Raw genomic sequence first — 15,966 nt, forward strand, 5'->3', positions numbered from 1 at the left:
CCTCAGCGTTCGGCGAGGGCGTCGCCGAGCGGGGTGCGTCGGTAGCGGACGGCGCGGCCGGAACGCACCCGGCTGACCAGGCCGGCCTCGCGCAGCACGGTCAGGTGGTCACCCACCCCGCCCAGGCTCAGCCCGAGTTGGGCGACGAGCTGACTGGTGGTGGCGGGCAGGGCGAGCGCCCGCAGCACCGCCGCCCGGGACCGTCCGACCAGGCGGTCCAGCACCTCGTCGGGGCGGCTCGGGTCGGGCGGTCCGAGCAGTTCCGCCGCACCGTAGGCCGGGTAGACGATCGCGAACGGCCAGGGCGGTTCGAGGTATTTGATCAGGATGCCGAAGACGGTGGGTACGAAGAGCAGGCCCCGCCCGGCCAGCGAGTGTGTCTCCTCCTGGTGCGGGTCGTCGACCTCGATGGTGCCCACGTCGCCGCCGGGCACCCAGCGCATCCGGGGGTCCAGGTCCGCCACCGCCGAACCCCAGCCGTACGCGAGCAGCCGGCCCGCCCGGTGCAGCAGGTCGCGTTCCAGCACTGCCCGCAGGCGGGGCCAGTCCGGCTGTACGAGCGTCGTCCAAGCCGCCTCGATCGCGTCCGCGAGCAGATCCACCACGTTCGGCGACCGGTAGATCCGGCGGGCGTACCCGGGGGGTGTGGTGTGCGGGGCGACGAGGTTGCGGGCCAGTTCGTCGCGCGCCTGGGCGAGCGGGGTGGCCCGGACCACCGCCAGTTCGTCGGCGAAGTCCTGGGCGGTGTCCGCCGGTGGCGGATGGATGAAGTCGGCGTTGTAGCCGCCCCGGCGCATCAGCGCCAGCAGTGCACCGACCTCCGGCAGGTCGCGCCGTAGTCGCTCGTACACCGGCCGTTGCCGGGCCACCCAGGGGGTGAGCCCGGGGGCGCTGTTCAGCCCGGCCAGCAGCCGCAGCGCGGAGACCGTCTCACCCAGTGGCGAGATGGCGAACCGGCTCGCCGCCAGGTCGGCCGGGGTCACCTCGATCCGCATGCCCATGACCTTTCGCCTCCTGGCGAAAGGATAGAGCCCGCCCGGCCGGACCACGAAGCTTGCCGACGTGAACAGCACCAGTGCCACCGCAGCTCAGGCTGCTGCCGACCGGCCCGCGACGTTCCGGGACGTCTTCGCCGTCGCCGAGTTCCGGGTGATCTTCGCGAGTTTCAGCGTCTTCATGATCGGCGAGACGGTGAAGATGCTCGCCCTGTCCGTGCTGGTCTACGAGCGCACCGGCTCCGGACTGCTGGCTGCCCTGGCGTACGTGACCGGGTTCCTGCCGCACGCCCTGGGCGGGGTGTTCCTGCTGGCGCTGGCCGACCGGTGGCCGGCCCGGGCCATGATGGTCGGGTACGACCTGCTCCGGATGGCCATGGTGGCGGTGCTCGCCGTCGGAGCGCTGTCCCCGTCGGCCATGCTCGGGCTGGTCGCGGTGGTGGCCCTGTTCGGCCCGGTCAGCAACGCCGCCCGCACCGCGCTTCTGCCCGAGGTGCTGCACGGCGACGCGTACGTGCTGGGGCGCTCGCTGCTCTCGGTCGCCTCCGGTGGGACCCAGGTGGCCGGGTTCGCGGTCGGCGGACTGCTGCTCGGGCTGGTCGGCCCGTACGGTGCGCTCTGGTTGACCGCGGTCACCTGCGGGCTCTCGGCGCTGTTGGTGCGGGTCGGTCTCACCCGACGCCCGGCCCGCATCCAGTACGCCCCGACGACCGACAAGCCGGCACGCGGGGCGGTACGCGAGACCCTGCGGGTCAACCGGAGCCTGCTCGCCGATCGCCGGATCCGGGGACTGCTGCTCGCCCAGTGGCTGCCCGGTTCGCTGCTGGTGGGCGCGGAGGGGGTGGCCGTGCCGTACGCGGCCGACCTGGGTCCGGGCGCCAGCGCGGGCGTACTGCTGATGGCCGGTGCGGGCGGCATGCTCGTCGGTGACCTGCTGGTGGGGCGGTTCGTGGCACCGGCCCGGCGGGAGCGGTGGACGCCCTGGCTCGCGCTGCTGCTCGGCGTACCGATGCTCGCGTTCGTGGCCCGGCCGTCGTTGGTGCCGGCGGCGGCGCTGTTCGCGGTGGCCACCGCGGGCTTCGCCTACCAGCTCGGGTTGGCCCGGCGGTTCCTCGACGCGGTGCCCGAGGGGCGGCGTGGGCAGGCGTTCGGGCTGGTCAGCACCGGCATGATGGCGATGCAGGGGTTGGCTGCGGCGGGCGCGGGCGCGCTCAGCGAGGTGCTCGCGCCGGGCCTCGTGATGGCGCTGGCCGGTGCCGCGTCGGCGACGGCGACGTTGGTCCTGTGGCCGGTGCTCGCCCCGACGGGCCGCACGCGTCGGGTCGCCGCGTGAGGCGGCCGTGTGAGGTCGCCGCGAGCAGTTAGGAAGGGACCCCTTTACCACCGGAGCCGTTAACAAGGTGCCCTTCCTTTCACGACACGCGGGGCGGTGCGGGCGGTTCAGAGCGCGGGTGGCTACCGTGATCCGGTGGCGAAGGGCAGCGGGCTCGGCGTGCGTGGCGGCCTGCTGCTCGGGCTGGCCGCGGTGGTGGCGCTCGCCGCGACCGGAGTGTGGAATCCGTTCCCCACGATGTGGGACTGGGTGAATCGGCGTCAGCCCATCTCCTCCCCGGACGTGCAGTGGCAGCAGCGCATCGGCGGCACCCCGCGCAGCGTCACGATCGCCGGCGAGGCGGTGGTCGTCGAGCAGCGCACCCGCGTCGAGGCCCGCAGCCTGGCCACCGGCTCGCAGCTCTGGGAACGCAAGGCCGACTGGAGCGCGGTCGCGGGCGTCGGCCCGGAGTCCGTCGTCGCCGTGGGCAAACTGCTGGTCAAGGGGTACGAGGTCCTCGACCCCAGCACCGGTGTGACGCGCCGACGCGACGACGACGCGGTGGCCGTCTGGACGTACCGGAACATGCTGCTCGACGCGCGGTGCGTGGAGGCCACCGACTGCACACTGAGCGCCTGGGATCCGCGCGGCACCGCCCCGATCTGGACGGCGTTCCTGCCCGGCGTCAGCAGTGGTCTGCTCGCCGACAACCCGAACCTGCTGGACACCCGTCGCCTCAGCGCCAACCGCATCCATGAGGAGGTGGCCGGCCCGGAGTCGGTGCCACCGCTGCTCGGGTTCCCGGTCGACGGCCGGGTGCACGTGGTCGACACCGCCACCGGACGGGTGTTGCAGAACGTCGAGCCCGGCCGGGACGAGCGGCTGGCGGTGATCGGTGGGCGTCTGCTGCACGTCGCCGCCCGCTCACAGGACGGCAACTGCTACTTCGCCATCACCGGACGTGACCCGGCCACCGGTCAGGAGGCGTGGCGGCGGTCCGGGATCAACCTGCGGACCGCCGACAGCGCGGGCTGCGTGCAGCGGGAGGACCCGTACGGTGCCCGCAACGTGCTGATCGGGGTCGCGCCCGACGGCCGGGAGACGGTTCTCGACGGCTACGACGGACGGCTGCTGCTGGTGGCCGCCGAGGGGGAGCGGGTACTCGCCGTCGACGACCGGTACGGCGTGGTGCGGACCGCCGACGGGGAGACCGTCTCCGGCCGGGAACTCGGCACCGACCGGACCAGGTGGAACCGGCCCGCCGGGCAGAAGACGGGTGCCGCGCTGACCCAGTACGCGGCGGTACTCGCCGACGAGAAGCCGAACCGGCTGGTGGCGCTCGATCCGCGTACCGGTCGGGAACTGGCCGTGCTGCGGACCTCCGCCAACGCCCTCGCGGTCGGCCCCGCCGGCATGGTGATCGGCGAGGGCCGCGAGATCGGGTACGTCCGCTTCGGTGCCACGGGCGGCCCGGCGCGCGACGGTGACGGGGGAGTACCCGGTCCCGCCGGCAGCGGCCAGGGGCCGCAACCCCAGGACAGTTGCGGCCCCAAGAACGAACTCTGCGCCGCCCCCGATCCCGGCAAGTGAGCCGGTAACCGGGGCGGATGAGTGCGACGCCCCACCGCCCCACCCGGCGGGTGGGAATGATCGACCCGTCTGCCCTAGGCTTTGCCGTCATGAGCGAGCGCCAGCGAGCGAATCATCAACTCGGTGCGGTGATGGCCTCATGGCGACACGCAGCGAAGCGGAGTGTCGTCATGAGCGAGCGCCAGCGAGCGAATCATCAGCGCAGTGCGGCGGTGCCTCATGGTGGCGCGGAGCGAAGCGGAGCGTCGTCATGAGCGGTGCTGTGGATTTCTCGTACGCCCCCCTGCTGCCGACCGGTCCCGACCAGACGGAGTACCGCCTGATCACCGACGAGGGCGTCGACGTCGTCAACGGTCCCGGTGGTCGGCGGTTCCTGACCGTGGACCCGGCGGCGCTGACCGCGTTGACCGCCGAGGCGATGCACGACATCGCGCACTTCCTGCGGCCGGCGCACCTGGCCCAGTTGCGGTCGATCGTCGACGACCCGCAGGCGTCGCCGAACGACCGGTTCGTGGCGCTCGACCTGCTGCGTAACGCCAACATCGCGGCCGGCGGGGTGCTGCCGATGTGCCAGGACACCGGTACCGCGATCGTGATGGGCAAGCGTGGGCGGCACGTGCTCACCGACGGCAGCGACGCCGAGGCGATCTCGCGCGGCGTGTGGCAGGCGTACACGCGGTTGAACCTGCGCTACTCCCAGCTCGCCCCGCTCACCATGTGGGAGGAACGCAACACCGGCAGCAACCTCCCGGCCCAGGTGGATCTGTACGCGGAGGACCCGGACGGGCACCCAGACGCGTACAAGTTCCTGTTCATGGCCAAGGGGGGCGGCTCGGCCAACAAGTCGTACCTCTACCAGGAGACGAAGGCGCTGCTGAACCCGACGCGGATGATGCAGTTCCTGGACGAGAAGCTGCGGCTGATCGGCACCTCGGCCTGCCCGCCGTACCACCTGGCGGTGGTGATCGGCGGCACCAGCGCCGAGTACGCCCTCAAGACCGCCAAGTACGCCAGCGCCAAGTACCTCGACGCGCTGCCCACCTCCGGCTCGATGACCGCGCACGGCTTCCGGGACCTGGAGTTGGAGGCCGAGGTGCTGGAGCTGACCCGCAACTTCGGCATCGGCGCGCAGTTCGGTGGGCGGTACTTCTGCCACGACGTGCGGGTGGTGCGGCTGCCCCGACACGGCGCGTCCTGCCCGGTGGCGATCGCGGTGTCCTGCTCGGCGGACCGCCAGGCGGTCGCGAAGATCACCCCGTCGGGTGTGTGGCTGGAGCGACTCGAAACCGACCCGGCCCGCTATCTGCCCGAGGTCACCGAGGCGCAGTTGGATGCCACCGAGGTGGTCCGCGTCGACCTGAATCGCCCGATGGACGAGATCCGGGCCGAGCTGTCGAAGTACCCGGTGAAGACGCGTTTGTCGCTGACCGGCCCGCTGGTGGTGGCCCGCGACATCGCGCACGCGAAGATCGCCGAGCGGCTGGACGCGGGCGAGTCGATGCCGCAGTATCTCCGCGACCACGCCGTCTACTACGCCGGTCCTGCGAAGACCCCGGAGGGGTACGCCTCCGGCTCGTTCGGTCCGACCACGGCCGGGCGGATGGACGCGTACGTGGAGAAGTTCCAGGCGGCCGGCGGCTCGATGGTGATGCTCGCCAAGGGCAACCGGTCGACCCAGGTGACCCGCTCCTGTGAGCAGCACGGCGGCTTCTACCTGGGCTCGATCGGTGGGCCGGCGGCCCGGCTCGCCCAGGACTGCATCAAGCACGTCGAGGTCCTGGAGTACGCGGAACTCGGCATGGAGGCGGTCTGGAAGATCGAGGTGGAGGACTTCCCGGCCTTCATCGTGGTCGACGACAAGGGCAACGACTTCTTCGCCGAGGTGACCAAGCCGGTCCTCAGCATCGGTCGCCGCTGACCGCGCTGCCGCGATCATCTGCACGTCCGCTGTCTGCGGGGCAGGATGGAACGCGTGACGAACACGGAGACCACGGGCTACCGGATCGAACGCGACTCGATGGGCGAGGTGGAGGTGCCCGCCGAGGCGCTCTGGCGGGCCCAGACGCAGCGGGCGGTGCAGAACTTCCCGATCTCGGGCCGGGGGATCGAGCCGGCGCAGATCCGCGCCCTCGCGCAGATCAAGGGCGCGGCGGCCGAGGTCAACGGGGATCTGGGCGTGATCGCCGGGAACGTGGCCGCCGCGATCGCCGCCGCCGCCGCGCACGTGGCCGACGGCGGGTACGACGACCAGTTCCCGGTCGACGTGTTCCAGACCGGCTCCGGCACGTCGTCCAACATGAACACCAACGAGGTGATCGCCACGCTCGCCGGGCGGGAGCTGGGCGACGCCGTCCACCCCAACGACGACGTCAACGCCTCGCAGTCCAGCAACGACGTCTTCCCCTCCTCGATCCACCTGGCGGCCACCGAGGCCGTCGTACGGGATCTGCTGCCGGCGCTGGACCACCTGGCCGCCGCGCTGGAGGCGAAGGCGTCGGAGTTCGAGACCGTGGTCAAGGCCGGGCGTACCCACCTGATGGACGCCACGCCGGTTACCCTCGGGCAGGAGTTCGGCGGGTACGCCGCCCAGATCCGCTATGGCCGGGACCGGGTGGAGGGCGTGCTGCCCCGGCTGGCCGAGCTGCCGCTGGGCGGTACGGCGGTGGGCACCGGCATCAACACGCCGCTCGGATTCGCCGCCCGCGTGATCGAGAAGCTGCGTGACTCGACCGGGCTGCCGCTGAGCGAGGCGCGGAACCACTTCGAGGCGCAGGGCGCCCGCGACGCGCTGGTGGAGACGTCGGGCCAGTTGCGTACCGTCGCGGTGGGGCTTTACAAGATCGCCAACGACATCCGCTGGATGGGTTCCGGCCCGCGCGCCGGCCTGCGTGAGCTGCGTATACCCGACCTCCAGCCGGGCTCCTCGATCATGCCGGGCAAGGTCAACCCGGTGGTCTGCGAGGCGGTTCGGCAGGTCTGCGCGCAGGTCGTCGGCAACGACGCCACGGTGGCCTTCGCCGGTTCGCAGGGCGACTTCGAACTGAACGTCATGCTGCCGGTGATGGGCCGCAACCTCCTGGAGTCGATCCGGCTGATCGCCGCGTCGAGCCGCCTGCTCGCCGACCGCTGCGTGGTCGGCCTGGTCGCGGACGCCGAGGTCTGTCTGTCGTACGCCGAGGGCTCGCCGTCGATCGTCACCCCGCTCAACCGCCACCTCGGGTACGACGAGGCCGCCTCGATCGCGAAGGAGGCGCTGGAGAAGCAGATCTCCATCCGGGAGGTGGTGATCTCGCGGGGCCACGTCGAGTCCGGCAAACTCAGCGAGACGCAACTGGACGAGGCGCTCGACCTGCTCCGGATGACCCACCCCTGAGCGTGGACCTCTGCGGGGGCGCCGGTCACGGGCCGGGGGTGTGTCACGGGTCAGGCTGGTCACGGTCAGGTTGACCGCGCGGCACCCAGGCGAGGAGCGGGCGAAGAGTGCCGCTGGAGTCGGTCCGTCGTCCGGATTCAGGCGGTACAGGTCGGCGGTGGCGTCGTGCAGCACCGCACACAGGTAGACGCTGAGCGCGACGCGGTCGTGGGCGTACTCGGCGACGAGGGGCGGGCCCCGCGGTGGCGCAGGGCCAGGGTGCGGCGCAGACCCGGCAGAGCCACAGCGGACGCAACGCCAGGTGCGGGCGGACCGGCGTGACCGGCACCGACGAGCCGGTCACCACTGGCCGCCGTCGGCCCGCCAGGACTGTGTCAGCGTGCGCCTGCCGGCCCTGCCGAACTGCGGGTTCGCCACGGCGGCCTGGGCCACGGCGGCCTGGGCCACGGCGGCCTGGGCCCACGAGGGACGGTTCGGCGGCGGCGCGGCGGTCGGCTCGGTCGGCACCGGGGCGTGCCGGTCCGGGCAGGTGCGCCAGCGCAGGCCACAGGAGCAGTAGCGGCGCAGCCCACGCCAGACCCGACGGTGTCGGGGCGCGAGGGGGATCGGCCGTTGATTGCGGCGGGTGCTGCGGAACCAGGTCGGTCGGGCGGGTCGGGACAGGCGCGGCGTCCTTTCGAGCTGAGTCGGATATGCCATCGCCCCCGGCAGTGGTCCCGTCGGCTCAGTGTGTCTCGGGACCAAGATCATGCTCGATCCGGGATCGAGTGGCATCGGTCGCCCGCGATAACCACTTGATCCTGGATCGAGCGTGACCTTGCTCCCGAGCGTGACCTTGCTCCCGAGGACGGCGGGCGGGCGATGAACGGCTCGGGGTCGGGTCACCTCAGGAGCGGGCGGCGGCCTTTCGGGCGCGGTAGGCGCTGACGGCGGCGCGGTTGCCGCAGCCCGCTTCGCAGAACCGGCGGGACCGGTTCTTCGACAGGTCGACGAGTACGTTGTCGCAGTCGGGGTGATCGCAGGTCCGCAGTCGGCGTAGCTCGCCGCCGCGGACCACGTCGGCGATCGCCATCGCGGCCTCGACCGCCATCCGGGTGGCCAGCGGGGCGTCGCGGGGGACGGCGTGCAGGTGGTACGGCTCGTCGTCGTGCGTGATGAGCTGCGGCAGGGCGCGGTGCTCGCGGAGCAGCCCGTTGACGATCTCGACGATCTCGTCGACGCCGGCGGACCAGAATCGTCGCAGGCGGGGACGCAGGGCGCGTACCGCGCGGAGTTCGGCCTCGCTGTGCTCGTGCCGACCGCTGTAGGAGTGGGTGACGTAGAAGGCGTCCAGCGCGGCGACGTCGGGCAGTTTGTCGCCGTCCCGTCCGTCGGTGTTGACCAGCGCGGCGGCGGCGGTCAGCGAACATTCGGTGTCATGGGCGAAAAGCAACTTGACTCCTGTCGTGGCCCCGCTTTAGCGTCATCGGCGTAAGACTAGTTTGCCCATGGCGGGCGACCGTGCCAAGGAGAGTCGATGCGTCATTCCCCCGTCGCGGGGGCCGGGCTCGCCCTGGCTCTGCTCTCCGCCGTCACGTTCGCCACGTCGGGCACCTTCGCCCGTTCGCTGATCAACGAGGGCTGGTCCGCCGAGGCGGTCGTCGCCGCCCGGGTCGGCATCGCGGCCCTGGTGCTGGCCGGGCCGGCACTGCTCGTGCTGCGAGGCCGGTGGACGGTGCTCCGCCGCAACATCGGCTCGATCGGCGTCTTCGGGCTGCTCGGGGTGGCGCTCGCCCAGGTCTGCTTCTTCAACGCGGTCCGCTATCTGCCGGTCGGTGTCGCGCTGCTGCTGGAGTACCTCGGCATCATCCTCGTCGTCGGATGGACCTGGTTGGTCCAGGGGCAGCGACCCCGCCGGCTGACCGTGGCCGGCTCGGCGGCGGCCCTCGCCGGTCTCTTCTTCGTGCTCGACCTCACCGGAGCCGGGCGACTCGACCCGATCGGGGTGCTCTGGGGGTTGGGCGCGGCGGTCGGTCTGGCCGGCTACTTCGTACTGGCCGGCCGGGTCGACGCCGCATTGCCGTCGGTGGTCATGGCCAGCGGCGGAATGGCCGTCGGTGCCGGTGCGCTGCTGGTGCTCGGCCTGCTCGGCGCGCTACCGCTGCGGGCCAGCTTCGGCACGGTCGAGTTCGCTGGACAGGAGACGAGTTGGCTGGTGCCGATCGTCGGCCTCGCGCTGGTGGCGGCGGTGGTCGCCTACCTGGCCGGGATCGCCGCGGCCCGTGTCCTGGGTGCCCGGATGGCCTCCTTCGTCGGGCTCACCGAGGTGATGTTCGCGGTGCTGATCGCCTGGCTGGTGCTGGGTGAACTGCCGACGGTCGTGCAACTGCTGGGCGGCGCGTTGATCGTCGCCGGGGTGGCCCTGGTCCGCGTCGACGAACTGCGCGCACCCGCCGCCACGGATCAGACGAAGGCGGCGGAGCCGGCCCTCACGTAGGACGCGACAGTGTCCATGCTTGCGGAGCTGCCTGCCGTCCTGGTCGGCCTTTCCGGCGAAGCGGAACTTCCGCCGCGTTACCGACGCCGGTCTGGCGAAACGTCATGCGTTGATGTCTGATGACGCCACGTCCCTCAAAGAGAGGATTCGATGTGGTGAGCAAGCGCTTCACCGTCGGTGTCGTCGCGACCGCGGCGGCACTGGCACTCACGGTGACGGGTCTGGGCGTGCCGGCCAGCGCCGAGCCGACGACCGTCCGGACGTTCACCGTGGTCGCGGAGGACGGGTACTCCGCCGACGCGGCCCTCGCCGCGATCCGGTCGGCCGGCGGGACCGTGGTGTCCCGCACCGACGAGGTCGGCGTGTTCCAGGTGACCAGCGACCGGGCCGACTTCGCGACGAAGGCGACGGCTGCCGCCGCCCTGATCGGTGCCGCCGAGCAGAAGGCGATCGGCCGCAAGCCGAAGCTGGACCGGGTCGAGCAGGAGAACCTGCTGGCCGTGGCCGCCGCGAAGGGGGCCGGCAAGCAGCGGGGCAAGAAGCTGGACCCGCTCGACGACAAGCTGTGGGGCCTGGAGATGATCCGGGCCGACAAGGCACGCAAGATCGAGCCCGGCGACCGCCGGGTGACCGTCGGCGTGCTGGACACCGGCGTGGACGCCGCCCACCCGGACATCGCGCCGAACTTCAACTGGGCACTGTCGCGCAACTTCGCCCCGGACATTCCCGAGATCGACGGGGAGTGCGAGGTGCCGAGCTGCCTCGACCCGGTCGGCACCGACGACGGCGGGCACGGTACGCACGTGGCCGGCACCATCGGCGCCGCCGCCAACGGATTCGGCCTGTCCGGCGTCGCTCCGAAGGTCTCCCTGGTCAACCTCAAGGGCGGCCAGGACTCCGGGTACTTCTTCCTGAACCCGGTGGTCAACGCGCTGCTGCACGCCGGCCGCTCGGGCCTGGACGTGGTGAACATGTCGTTCTACGTCGACCCGTGGCTCTACAACTGCACGGCCAACCCGGCCGACTCGCCGGAGGCGCAGGCGGCGCAGCGGGCCACCATCCGTGCCATGAAGCGGGCTCTGACGTACGCCCACAACCGGGGCGTCACGCTGGTCGGCGCGCTCGGCAACAACCACGAGGACCTGGGCGACCCGCGTACCGACGTGTCCAGCCCGAACTACGGTGACGTGGCGCCGTACCCCCGGGAGATCGACAACGAGAGCTGCTGGGACCTGCCCGCCGAGGGGCCGCACGTGATCAGCGTGTCCTCGGTCGGCCCGTCCGGCAAGAAGGCCGACTACTCCAACTACGGCACCGAGCAGACGGCGGTGGCCGCGCCGGGTGGGTGGTTCCGGGACGGCTTCGGCACCGACACGTTCCGCACCGACGCCAACATGATCCTCTCCACCTATCCCAAGAAGGTGCTCCAGGAGGAGGGGACGGTCGACGAGGCCGGCAACATCGTGCCGGGCGCCGAGACCTTCGTGTTCAAGGAGTGCAAGGCCAACGGGCAGTGCGGCTACTACACGTACCTCCAGGGCACCTCGATGGCCGCTCCGCACGCCTCCGGCGTGGCTGCGCTCATCGTGAGCAGGTACGGCAAGCCGCAGGGCCGGGGCGACTTCGGTCTGGCCCCGAAGCTGGTCGAGAAGCACCTGCTCCGGACCGCCACCGAGCGGGCCTGCCCCGAGCCGCGGTTGCAGACCTACACCAACGAGGGGCGGCCGGCCGAGTTCGACGCCTACTGTGACGGTTCGGTCGACTTCAACGGCTTCTACGGCCACGGCATCATCGACGCGTATGCGGCGGTGACCGCGCCGCTGCGCCGGTGACCGGATAGGACACCCGCCCTCGACGGGCGAACAGACGGCCCGGCCGGGTTGCCCCCGGCCGGGCCGTCCCCCGTTCTGCCCCGTCACCGACGCAGGCCCCCGTCGAGGAGTGCGGCGCGGATCTCGCGGGCGACCCCGGGGAGATCCTGGTGCAGACGCCGGCCGGTGACGTGCCGTATCAGCCAACCCGCCCCGGCCAGCGGATAGAGCCGCTGACCGTCGAACTCCACCGCCACCCGCTGCTCCGGCCAGCACAGGACGGGTCGCAGCACCACGCCGCCGGGCAGGCCCACCGGATGGTGGGCCACCGGGCGTGGTAGCCCGGCCAGCACCAACCCGACCCGCAGCCGCGACTCGTCGGGAGACTGCGCGGCCGGGTCGGCCAGGTCGAACACCCAGCGCGCCCGGCGTCCGCCGGGGCGGTCGTCGTTCGCGCCCGCCACCTCGGCCAACGCCGCCGTGGTGGTCAGCCCTCGGCCCAGCAGCGCGTCCACGATGCCGACCGAGCGACTCGGCTCCAGCCACACCGCGCTCTCCCAGGCGGCTCGGGCGGTGTCGGTGTGCGGCGGGGTGCCCTTGATCGTCAGCCGGGCCAGCGACTGCGGGGACTCGGTGTGCACCTGGAGCCCGCGCTGGCTGCGCAGCCCGGCCCGGGTCGGCACCAGGACGTGGACGGCCTGGTCGAAGTCGGCGGCGTGCCCGACGCCGTGCAGGTAGGCCGCGGACGGCCCGGCGACGGCCGCCCCGGCGGGCAGTTGCAGGGCCGCCGCGCGGCAGGCCAGGGTGTGGTCCCGGTCGAGTCGGGCGTCGGCGTAGACGTCGTGCCGCAGTCGGATCCAGGCGGAGTTGCGGAGTTGGTGGGCGGTGAGCAGACCTCGGCGGACGACGTCCGAGCCGCGGAAGACCTGCCACGCCAGGGCATCCGGTGGCTGTGTGCGAACTGGCATGAGAGCAGCCTGCGGCCCGTGCCACCGCCCCGGCGACCCCTGTGGACAACCGCGACGGCAACCGGGACGACCGCCTGTGGACAACGCCTACCGAGGGCGTGGGATGTGGTATGCCGCCGGATCAGCTCAGCGCGGTGGCGATCGCGGTGGCGGCGGCGAGTACCTGCGCACCGACCGCCTCGGCGTCCAGCGGAGCCAGCGCGACGACCCCCACGCTCGCCTCCAGCCCCGGCACCCCGAGCACCGGCGCGGCCACCCCGTACGCGCCGGGTTGCAGCTCACCGGCGGTGCTCACCGGGTCGGCGACGCCGGCCCGTCCGGCGAGGATGGCCTGCCCGGCGGCTCCCCGCTCCAGCGGGTGTCGGGACCCGGTCCGGTACGCCACGTGGAACGACGTCCAACTCGGCTCCACCACCGCCAGCGCCACCCCCTCACCGCCCTCCACCACGGTCAGGTGGGCGGTTGCCCCGGCCTGCTCGGCCAGCCGACGCAGGGCGGGCAGTGCCCCCTCGGCGAGCAGCGGTTGGGCCCGGCGGGCCAGGTGCAGCACACCGGCGCCGAGGCGCAACCGACCGGTGGCGTCCCGGCGCAGCATGCCGTGCCCGGCCAGCGGGCCGACCAGTCGATAGACGGCCGCCCGACCGATGCCCAGCCGGGTCGCCGCCTCGGTGACCGTCAGCCCGCCCGCCGCCTCCGCCACCAGGTGCAGCAACCGTAGGCCCCGGTCCAGCGTCTGCGACGTCTCGCCACCGGGTACGGCGGGTGCCGGCGGATCGATGTCGGGCGTCGCTGCGGAGTCCACGACCAGCAGCGTACGACCCGGCTCCGGCGGACCCGGAAAACGACGGACGGCTACCCTTGTACGGTGACGCTACGCCTGTATGACACCGCCACCCGATCGGTGCGGGACTTCGTCCCGCGGGAAGCCGGCAAGGTGGGGGTATACCTGTGTGGTCTCACCCTCCAGGCACCGCCGCACATCGGCCATCTCCGCTCCGGCGTCAACTACGACGTGTTACGGCGCTGGCTGCTGGCCGCCGGCTTCGAGGTCACCTTCGTCCGCAACCTGACCGACATCGACGACAAGATCCTGGTCAAGGCGCAGGAGCAGGCGCAGCCCTTCTGGTCGATCGCGTACGCCAACGAGTTGAAGCTCGGCGAGGCGTACCGGGCGTTGAACGTGCTGCCGCCGACCTACGAGCCGCGCGCCACCGGGCACATCCCGGAGATGCACCAGCTCATCGCGGAGTTGATCGAGCGGGGGCACGCGTACCCGGCCACCGACGACTCCGGGGACGTCTACTTCGACGTGCGGTCCTGGTCGGCGTACGGCGCGTTGTCCAACCAGTCGCCGGACGACATGCTCTCCGCCTGCGAGGGCCCGGAACGCGGCAAGCGGGACCCGCGTGACTTCGCGCTGTGGAAGGGTGCGAAACCGGACGAGCCGACCGACGCCTACTGGTCCTCGCCGTGGGGGCTGGGCCGTCCCGGTTGGCACATCGAGTGCTCGGCGATGTGCTGGCGCTACCTCGGCGCCGAGTTCGACATCCACGGCGGCGGGCTGGACCTGATCTTCCCCCACCACGAGAACGAGCTGGCCCAGTCGCAGGCCGCCGACCTGCCGTTCGCCCGGTACTGGGTGCACCACGGCCTGCTCGGCATCGGCGGGACCAAGATGGGCAAGTCGCTGGGCAACACCCTCGACCTGGCCTACGTCGCCTCGCTCGGGGTGCGGCCGGTCGAACTGCGCTACTACTACGTGGCCGCGCACTACCGCTCCCGGATCGACTACTCCGAGGACGCGTTGCGGGAGGCGGCCGTCGCGTACCGGCGGATCGAGGGCTTCGTCCAGCGGGCCGTGGAACGGGTCGGGGTCGGCCAGGTCGGCGCGGTGCCGGCGGCGTTCGCCGCGGCGATGGACGACGACCTCAACACGTCGGCCGCGCTGGCCGTGCTGCACGACGTGGTGCGCGACGGCAACACCGCGTTGGCCGACGCGGACGATGTGACCGTCCGCACGACGCTCGCCGACGTCCGGGCCATGCTGGATATCCTCGGCGTCGACCCGCTCGACCCGGTGTGGACGGGTGGCGCCCGGGCGAGCGACCTCCGTGGTGTGGTCGACTCCCTGGTCGCCCTGGCCCTCGAACAGCGCGCACAGGCCCGGGTCCGCAAGGACTGGGCCGCCGCGGACGCGCTGCGGGATCAACTCAAGCGAGCCGGTGTGGTGGTCGAGGACACCCCGCAGGGCCCGCGTTGGACAATTGGAGAACATGACTGATGGCCGGCAATTCGCAACGCCGTGGCCGGCGGATGACGTCGAAGGCGGGAGCCCCGAAGGGCTCCGGCGGCAAGAACCGGGACTCCCTCGCCGGGCGTGGCCGGACCCTGCCGGCCGACGAACGTCCCTGGCACAAGGGTTACTCGGGCACCGAGAAGCTGCCCCAACGCACCGCCTGGAAGCAGGAGAAGGAGCGTCGGGCGGCGGCCGAGGAGGGGCGCGCCCCGAAGATCGGTACGCCCGGCAGCAAGGACACCACCTGGGGTCGGGGCGGCGGTCGGGGCACCCAGGCGGCCAAGCCGACCCGGGGTAGGCAGCCCGCCGCGCGCGGTGGCCCCCGGGTCGCGCCCGGGCGCAAGTCGAACCCGGCGAAGGACTCGCCGGAGCTGCTGGTCGGGCGCAACCCGGTGCTGGAGGCGCTACGCGCCCAGGTGCCGGCCACCGCGCTCTACACCGCGCAGGGCATCGATGTCGACGACCGGATGAAGGAGATCGTCCGCACCGCGGCCGACCGGGGCATCGCGATCATGGAGGTCAGCCGGGCCGAGCTGGACCGGATGACCGGGGGCGTGCTGCACCAGGGCGTCGGCCTCCAGGTGCCGCCGTTCGCGTACCAGCCGTTCGAGGACCTGGTCGCCGCCGCGGTGGAGCAGACCGCGCCGCTGTTGGTGGCGCTGGACGGTGTCACCGACCCGCGCAACCTCGGCGCGGTGATCCGGTCGGCTGCCGCGTTCGGCGCGCAGGGTGTCTTCGTACCCGAGCGGCGGGCCGCCGGGATCACCGCGACCGCCTGGCGGACCAGTGCCGGTGCGGCGGCCCGGGTGCCGGTGGCGCAGGTCACCAACCTGACTCGGGCGCTGAAGGCGTGCCAGGACGCCGGCTTCCTGGTCGTCGGGCTGGACGCCGACGGTGAGACGGACCTCTACGACTTGGCGGCTGCGGTCGGCCCGCTGGTCGTGGTGGTCGGCTCGGAGGGGCGCGGGCTGTCCCGCCTGGTCGGCCAGACCTGCGACCTGACCGTCAGCATCCCGATGATCTCCGAGGTGGAGTCGCTCAACGCGAGCGTCGCCGCCGCGGTGACGCTCGCCGAGGTGGCGCGCCGCCGCGCCGCCGAGCTCTGACCCCCCCCCACCAGACCCCGGGAGTACGCGGAAGGGGCG

Annotated in this window: 13 protein-coding genes and 1 pseudogene; 8 read left to right on the top strand and 6 right to left on the bottom strand. The window is 72.3% G+C overall.

All coding sequences use genetic code 11. The annotated features are described in order from the left end of the window. Positions 1–2 precede the first annotated feature (2 nt). Positions 3–995 (bottom strand): helix-turn-helix domain-containing protein, encoded by a 993-nt coding sequence (locus ACIBMZ_RS00900; RefSeq protein WP_396689865.1) that lies wholly within the window; start codon positions 993–995, stop codon positions 3–5. Positions 996–1,062: 67 nt separating this feature from the next. Here ACIBMZ_RS00900 and ACIBMZ_RS00905 point away from each other — a divergent pair, with 67 nt between their 5' ends. From ACIBMZ_RS00905 to ACIBMZ_RS00920, 4 genes are all read left to right on the top strand, one after another. Then, positions 1,063–2,328, top strand: coding sequence for an MFS transporter (locus ACIBMZ_RS00905; protein WP_396689866.1), 1,266 nt, complete (start codon positions 1,063–1,065; stop codon positions 2,326–2,328). 135 nt (positions 2,329–2,463) lie between these two features. Then, entirely contained in the window at positions 2,464–3,897 is a 1,434-nt protein-coding gene (locus ACIBMZ_RS00910) for a PQQ-binding-like beta-propeller repeat protein (RefSeq protein ID WP_396689868.1), read from the top strand. Between the two features lie 250 nt (positions 3,898–4,147). Beyond that, positions 4,148–5,815 carry a fumarate hydratase gene (locus ACIBMZ_RS00915; protein ID WP_396689870.1) on the top strand — a complete coding sequence of 556 codons (1,668 nt, stop codon included), beginning with the start codon at positions 4,148–4,150 and terminating at the stop codon, positions 5,813–5,815. 54 nt (positions 5,816–5,869) lie between these two features. Beyond that, positions 5,870–7,270, top strand: coding sequence for a class II fumarate hydratase (locus ACIBMZ_RS00920; RefSeq protein WP_396689872.1), 1,401 nt, complete (start codon positions 5,870–5,872; stop codon positions 7,268–7,270). Positions 7,271–7,313: 43 nt separating this feature from the next. Here ACIBMZ_RS00920 and ACIBMZ_RS00925 read toward each other — a convergent pair. From ACIBMZ_RS00925 to ACIBMZ_RS00935, 3 genes and pseudogenes are all read right to left on the bottom strand, one after another. Beyond that, positions 7,314–7,598, bottom strand: a pseudogene (locus ACIBMZ_RS00925) (hypothetical protein). A gap of 11 nt (positions 7,599–7,609) precedes the next feature. After that, positions 7,610–7,969: a hypothetical protein gene (locus ACIBMZ_RS00930; RefSeq protein ID WP_396689874.1), complete on the bottom strand. Its 360-nt coding sequence runs from the start codon at positions 7,967–7,969 to the stop codon at positions 7,610–7,612. 187 nt (positions 7,970–8,156) lie between these two features. Beyond that, on the bottom strand, positions 8,157–8,702 hold the full coding sequence (locus tag ACIBMZ_RS00935) for a CGNR zinc finger domain-containing protein (RefSeq protein ID WP_396689875.1): 546 nt from the start codon (positions 8,700–8,702) through the stop codon (positions 8,157–8,159). 84 nt (positions 8,703–8,786) lie between these two features. On the opposite strand from ACIBMZ_RS00935, the gene ACIBMZ_RS00940 reads away from it, so the two are divergent. Together ACIBMZ_RS00940 and ACIBMZ_RS00945 are read left to right on the top strand one after the other, a co-directional pair. Beyond that, a complete protein-coding gene (locus tag ACIBMZ_RS00940; RefSeq protein WP_396689877.1) occupies positions 8,787–9,746 on the top strand; it encodes an EamA family transporter in 960 nt (319 codons plus the stop codon). A 155-nt stretch (positions 9,747–9,901) separates the two neighbouring features. Continuing rightward, positions 9,902–11,578 carry a S8 family serine peptidase gene (locus ACIBMZ_RS00945; protein ID WP_396689878.1) on the top strand — a complete coding sequence of 559 codons (1,677 nt, stop codon included), beginning with the start codon at positions 9,902–9,904 and terminating at the stop codon, positions 11,576–11,578. 83 nt (positions 11,579–11,661) lie between these two features. Here the strand turns inward: ACIBMZ_RS00945 and ACIBMZ_RS00950 are convergent, their stop codons facing one another. Both ACIBMZ_RS00950 and ACIBMZ_RS00955 read right to left on the bottom strand, forming a co-directional pair. Beyond that, positions 11,662–12,525: a hypothetical protein gene (locus ACIBMZ_RS00950; RefSeq protein WP_396689879.1), complete on the bottom strand. Its 864-nt coding sequence runs from the start codon at positions 12,523–12,525 to the stop codon at positions 11,662–11,664. 121 nt (positions 12,526–12,646) lie between these two features. Next, a complete protein-coding gene (locus ACIBMZ_RS00955; protein ID WP_396689881.1) occupies positions 12,647–13,327 on the bottom strand; it encodes an IclR family transcriptional regulator in 681 nt (226 codons plus the stop codon). A gap of 63 nt (positions 13,328–13,390) precedes the next feature. Here ACIBMZ_RS00955 and cysS point away from each other — a divergent pair, with 63 nt between their 5' ends. Next, the gene (gene cysS, locus ACIBMZ_RS00960) at positions 13,391–14,806 is read left to right on the top strand and encodes a cysteine--tRNA ligase (protein WP_396689882.1); all 1,416 of its coding nucleotides are present in this window, start codon (positions 13,391–13,393) and stop codon (positions 14,804–14,806) included. After that, positions 14,806–15,927, top strand: coding sequence for a 23S rRNA (guanosine(2251)-2'-O)-methyltransferase RlmB (rlmB, locus tag ACIBMZ_RS00965; RefSeq protein ID WP_396689884.1), 1,122 nt, complete (start codon positions 14,806–14,808; stop codon positions 15,925–15,927). The genes cysS and rlmB overlap by 1 nt, the downstream gene beginning before the upstream one ends. Positions 15,928–15,966 lie beyond the last annotated feature (39 nt).

This window comes from Micromonospora sp. NPDC049900 (assembly GCF_044461025.1).
Taxonomy (GTDB): domain Bacteria; phylum Actinomycetota; class Actinomycetes; order Mycobacteriales; family Micromonosporaceae; genus Micromonospora.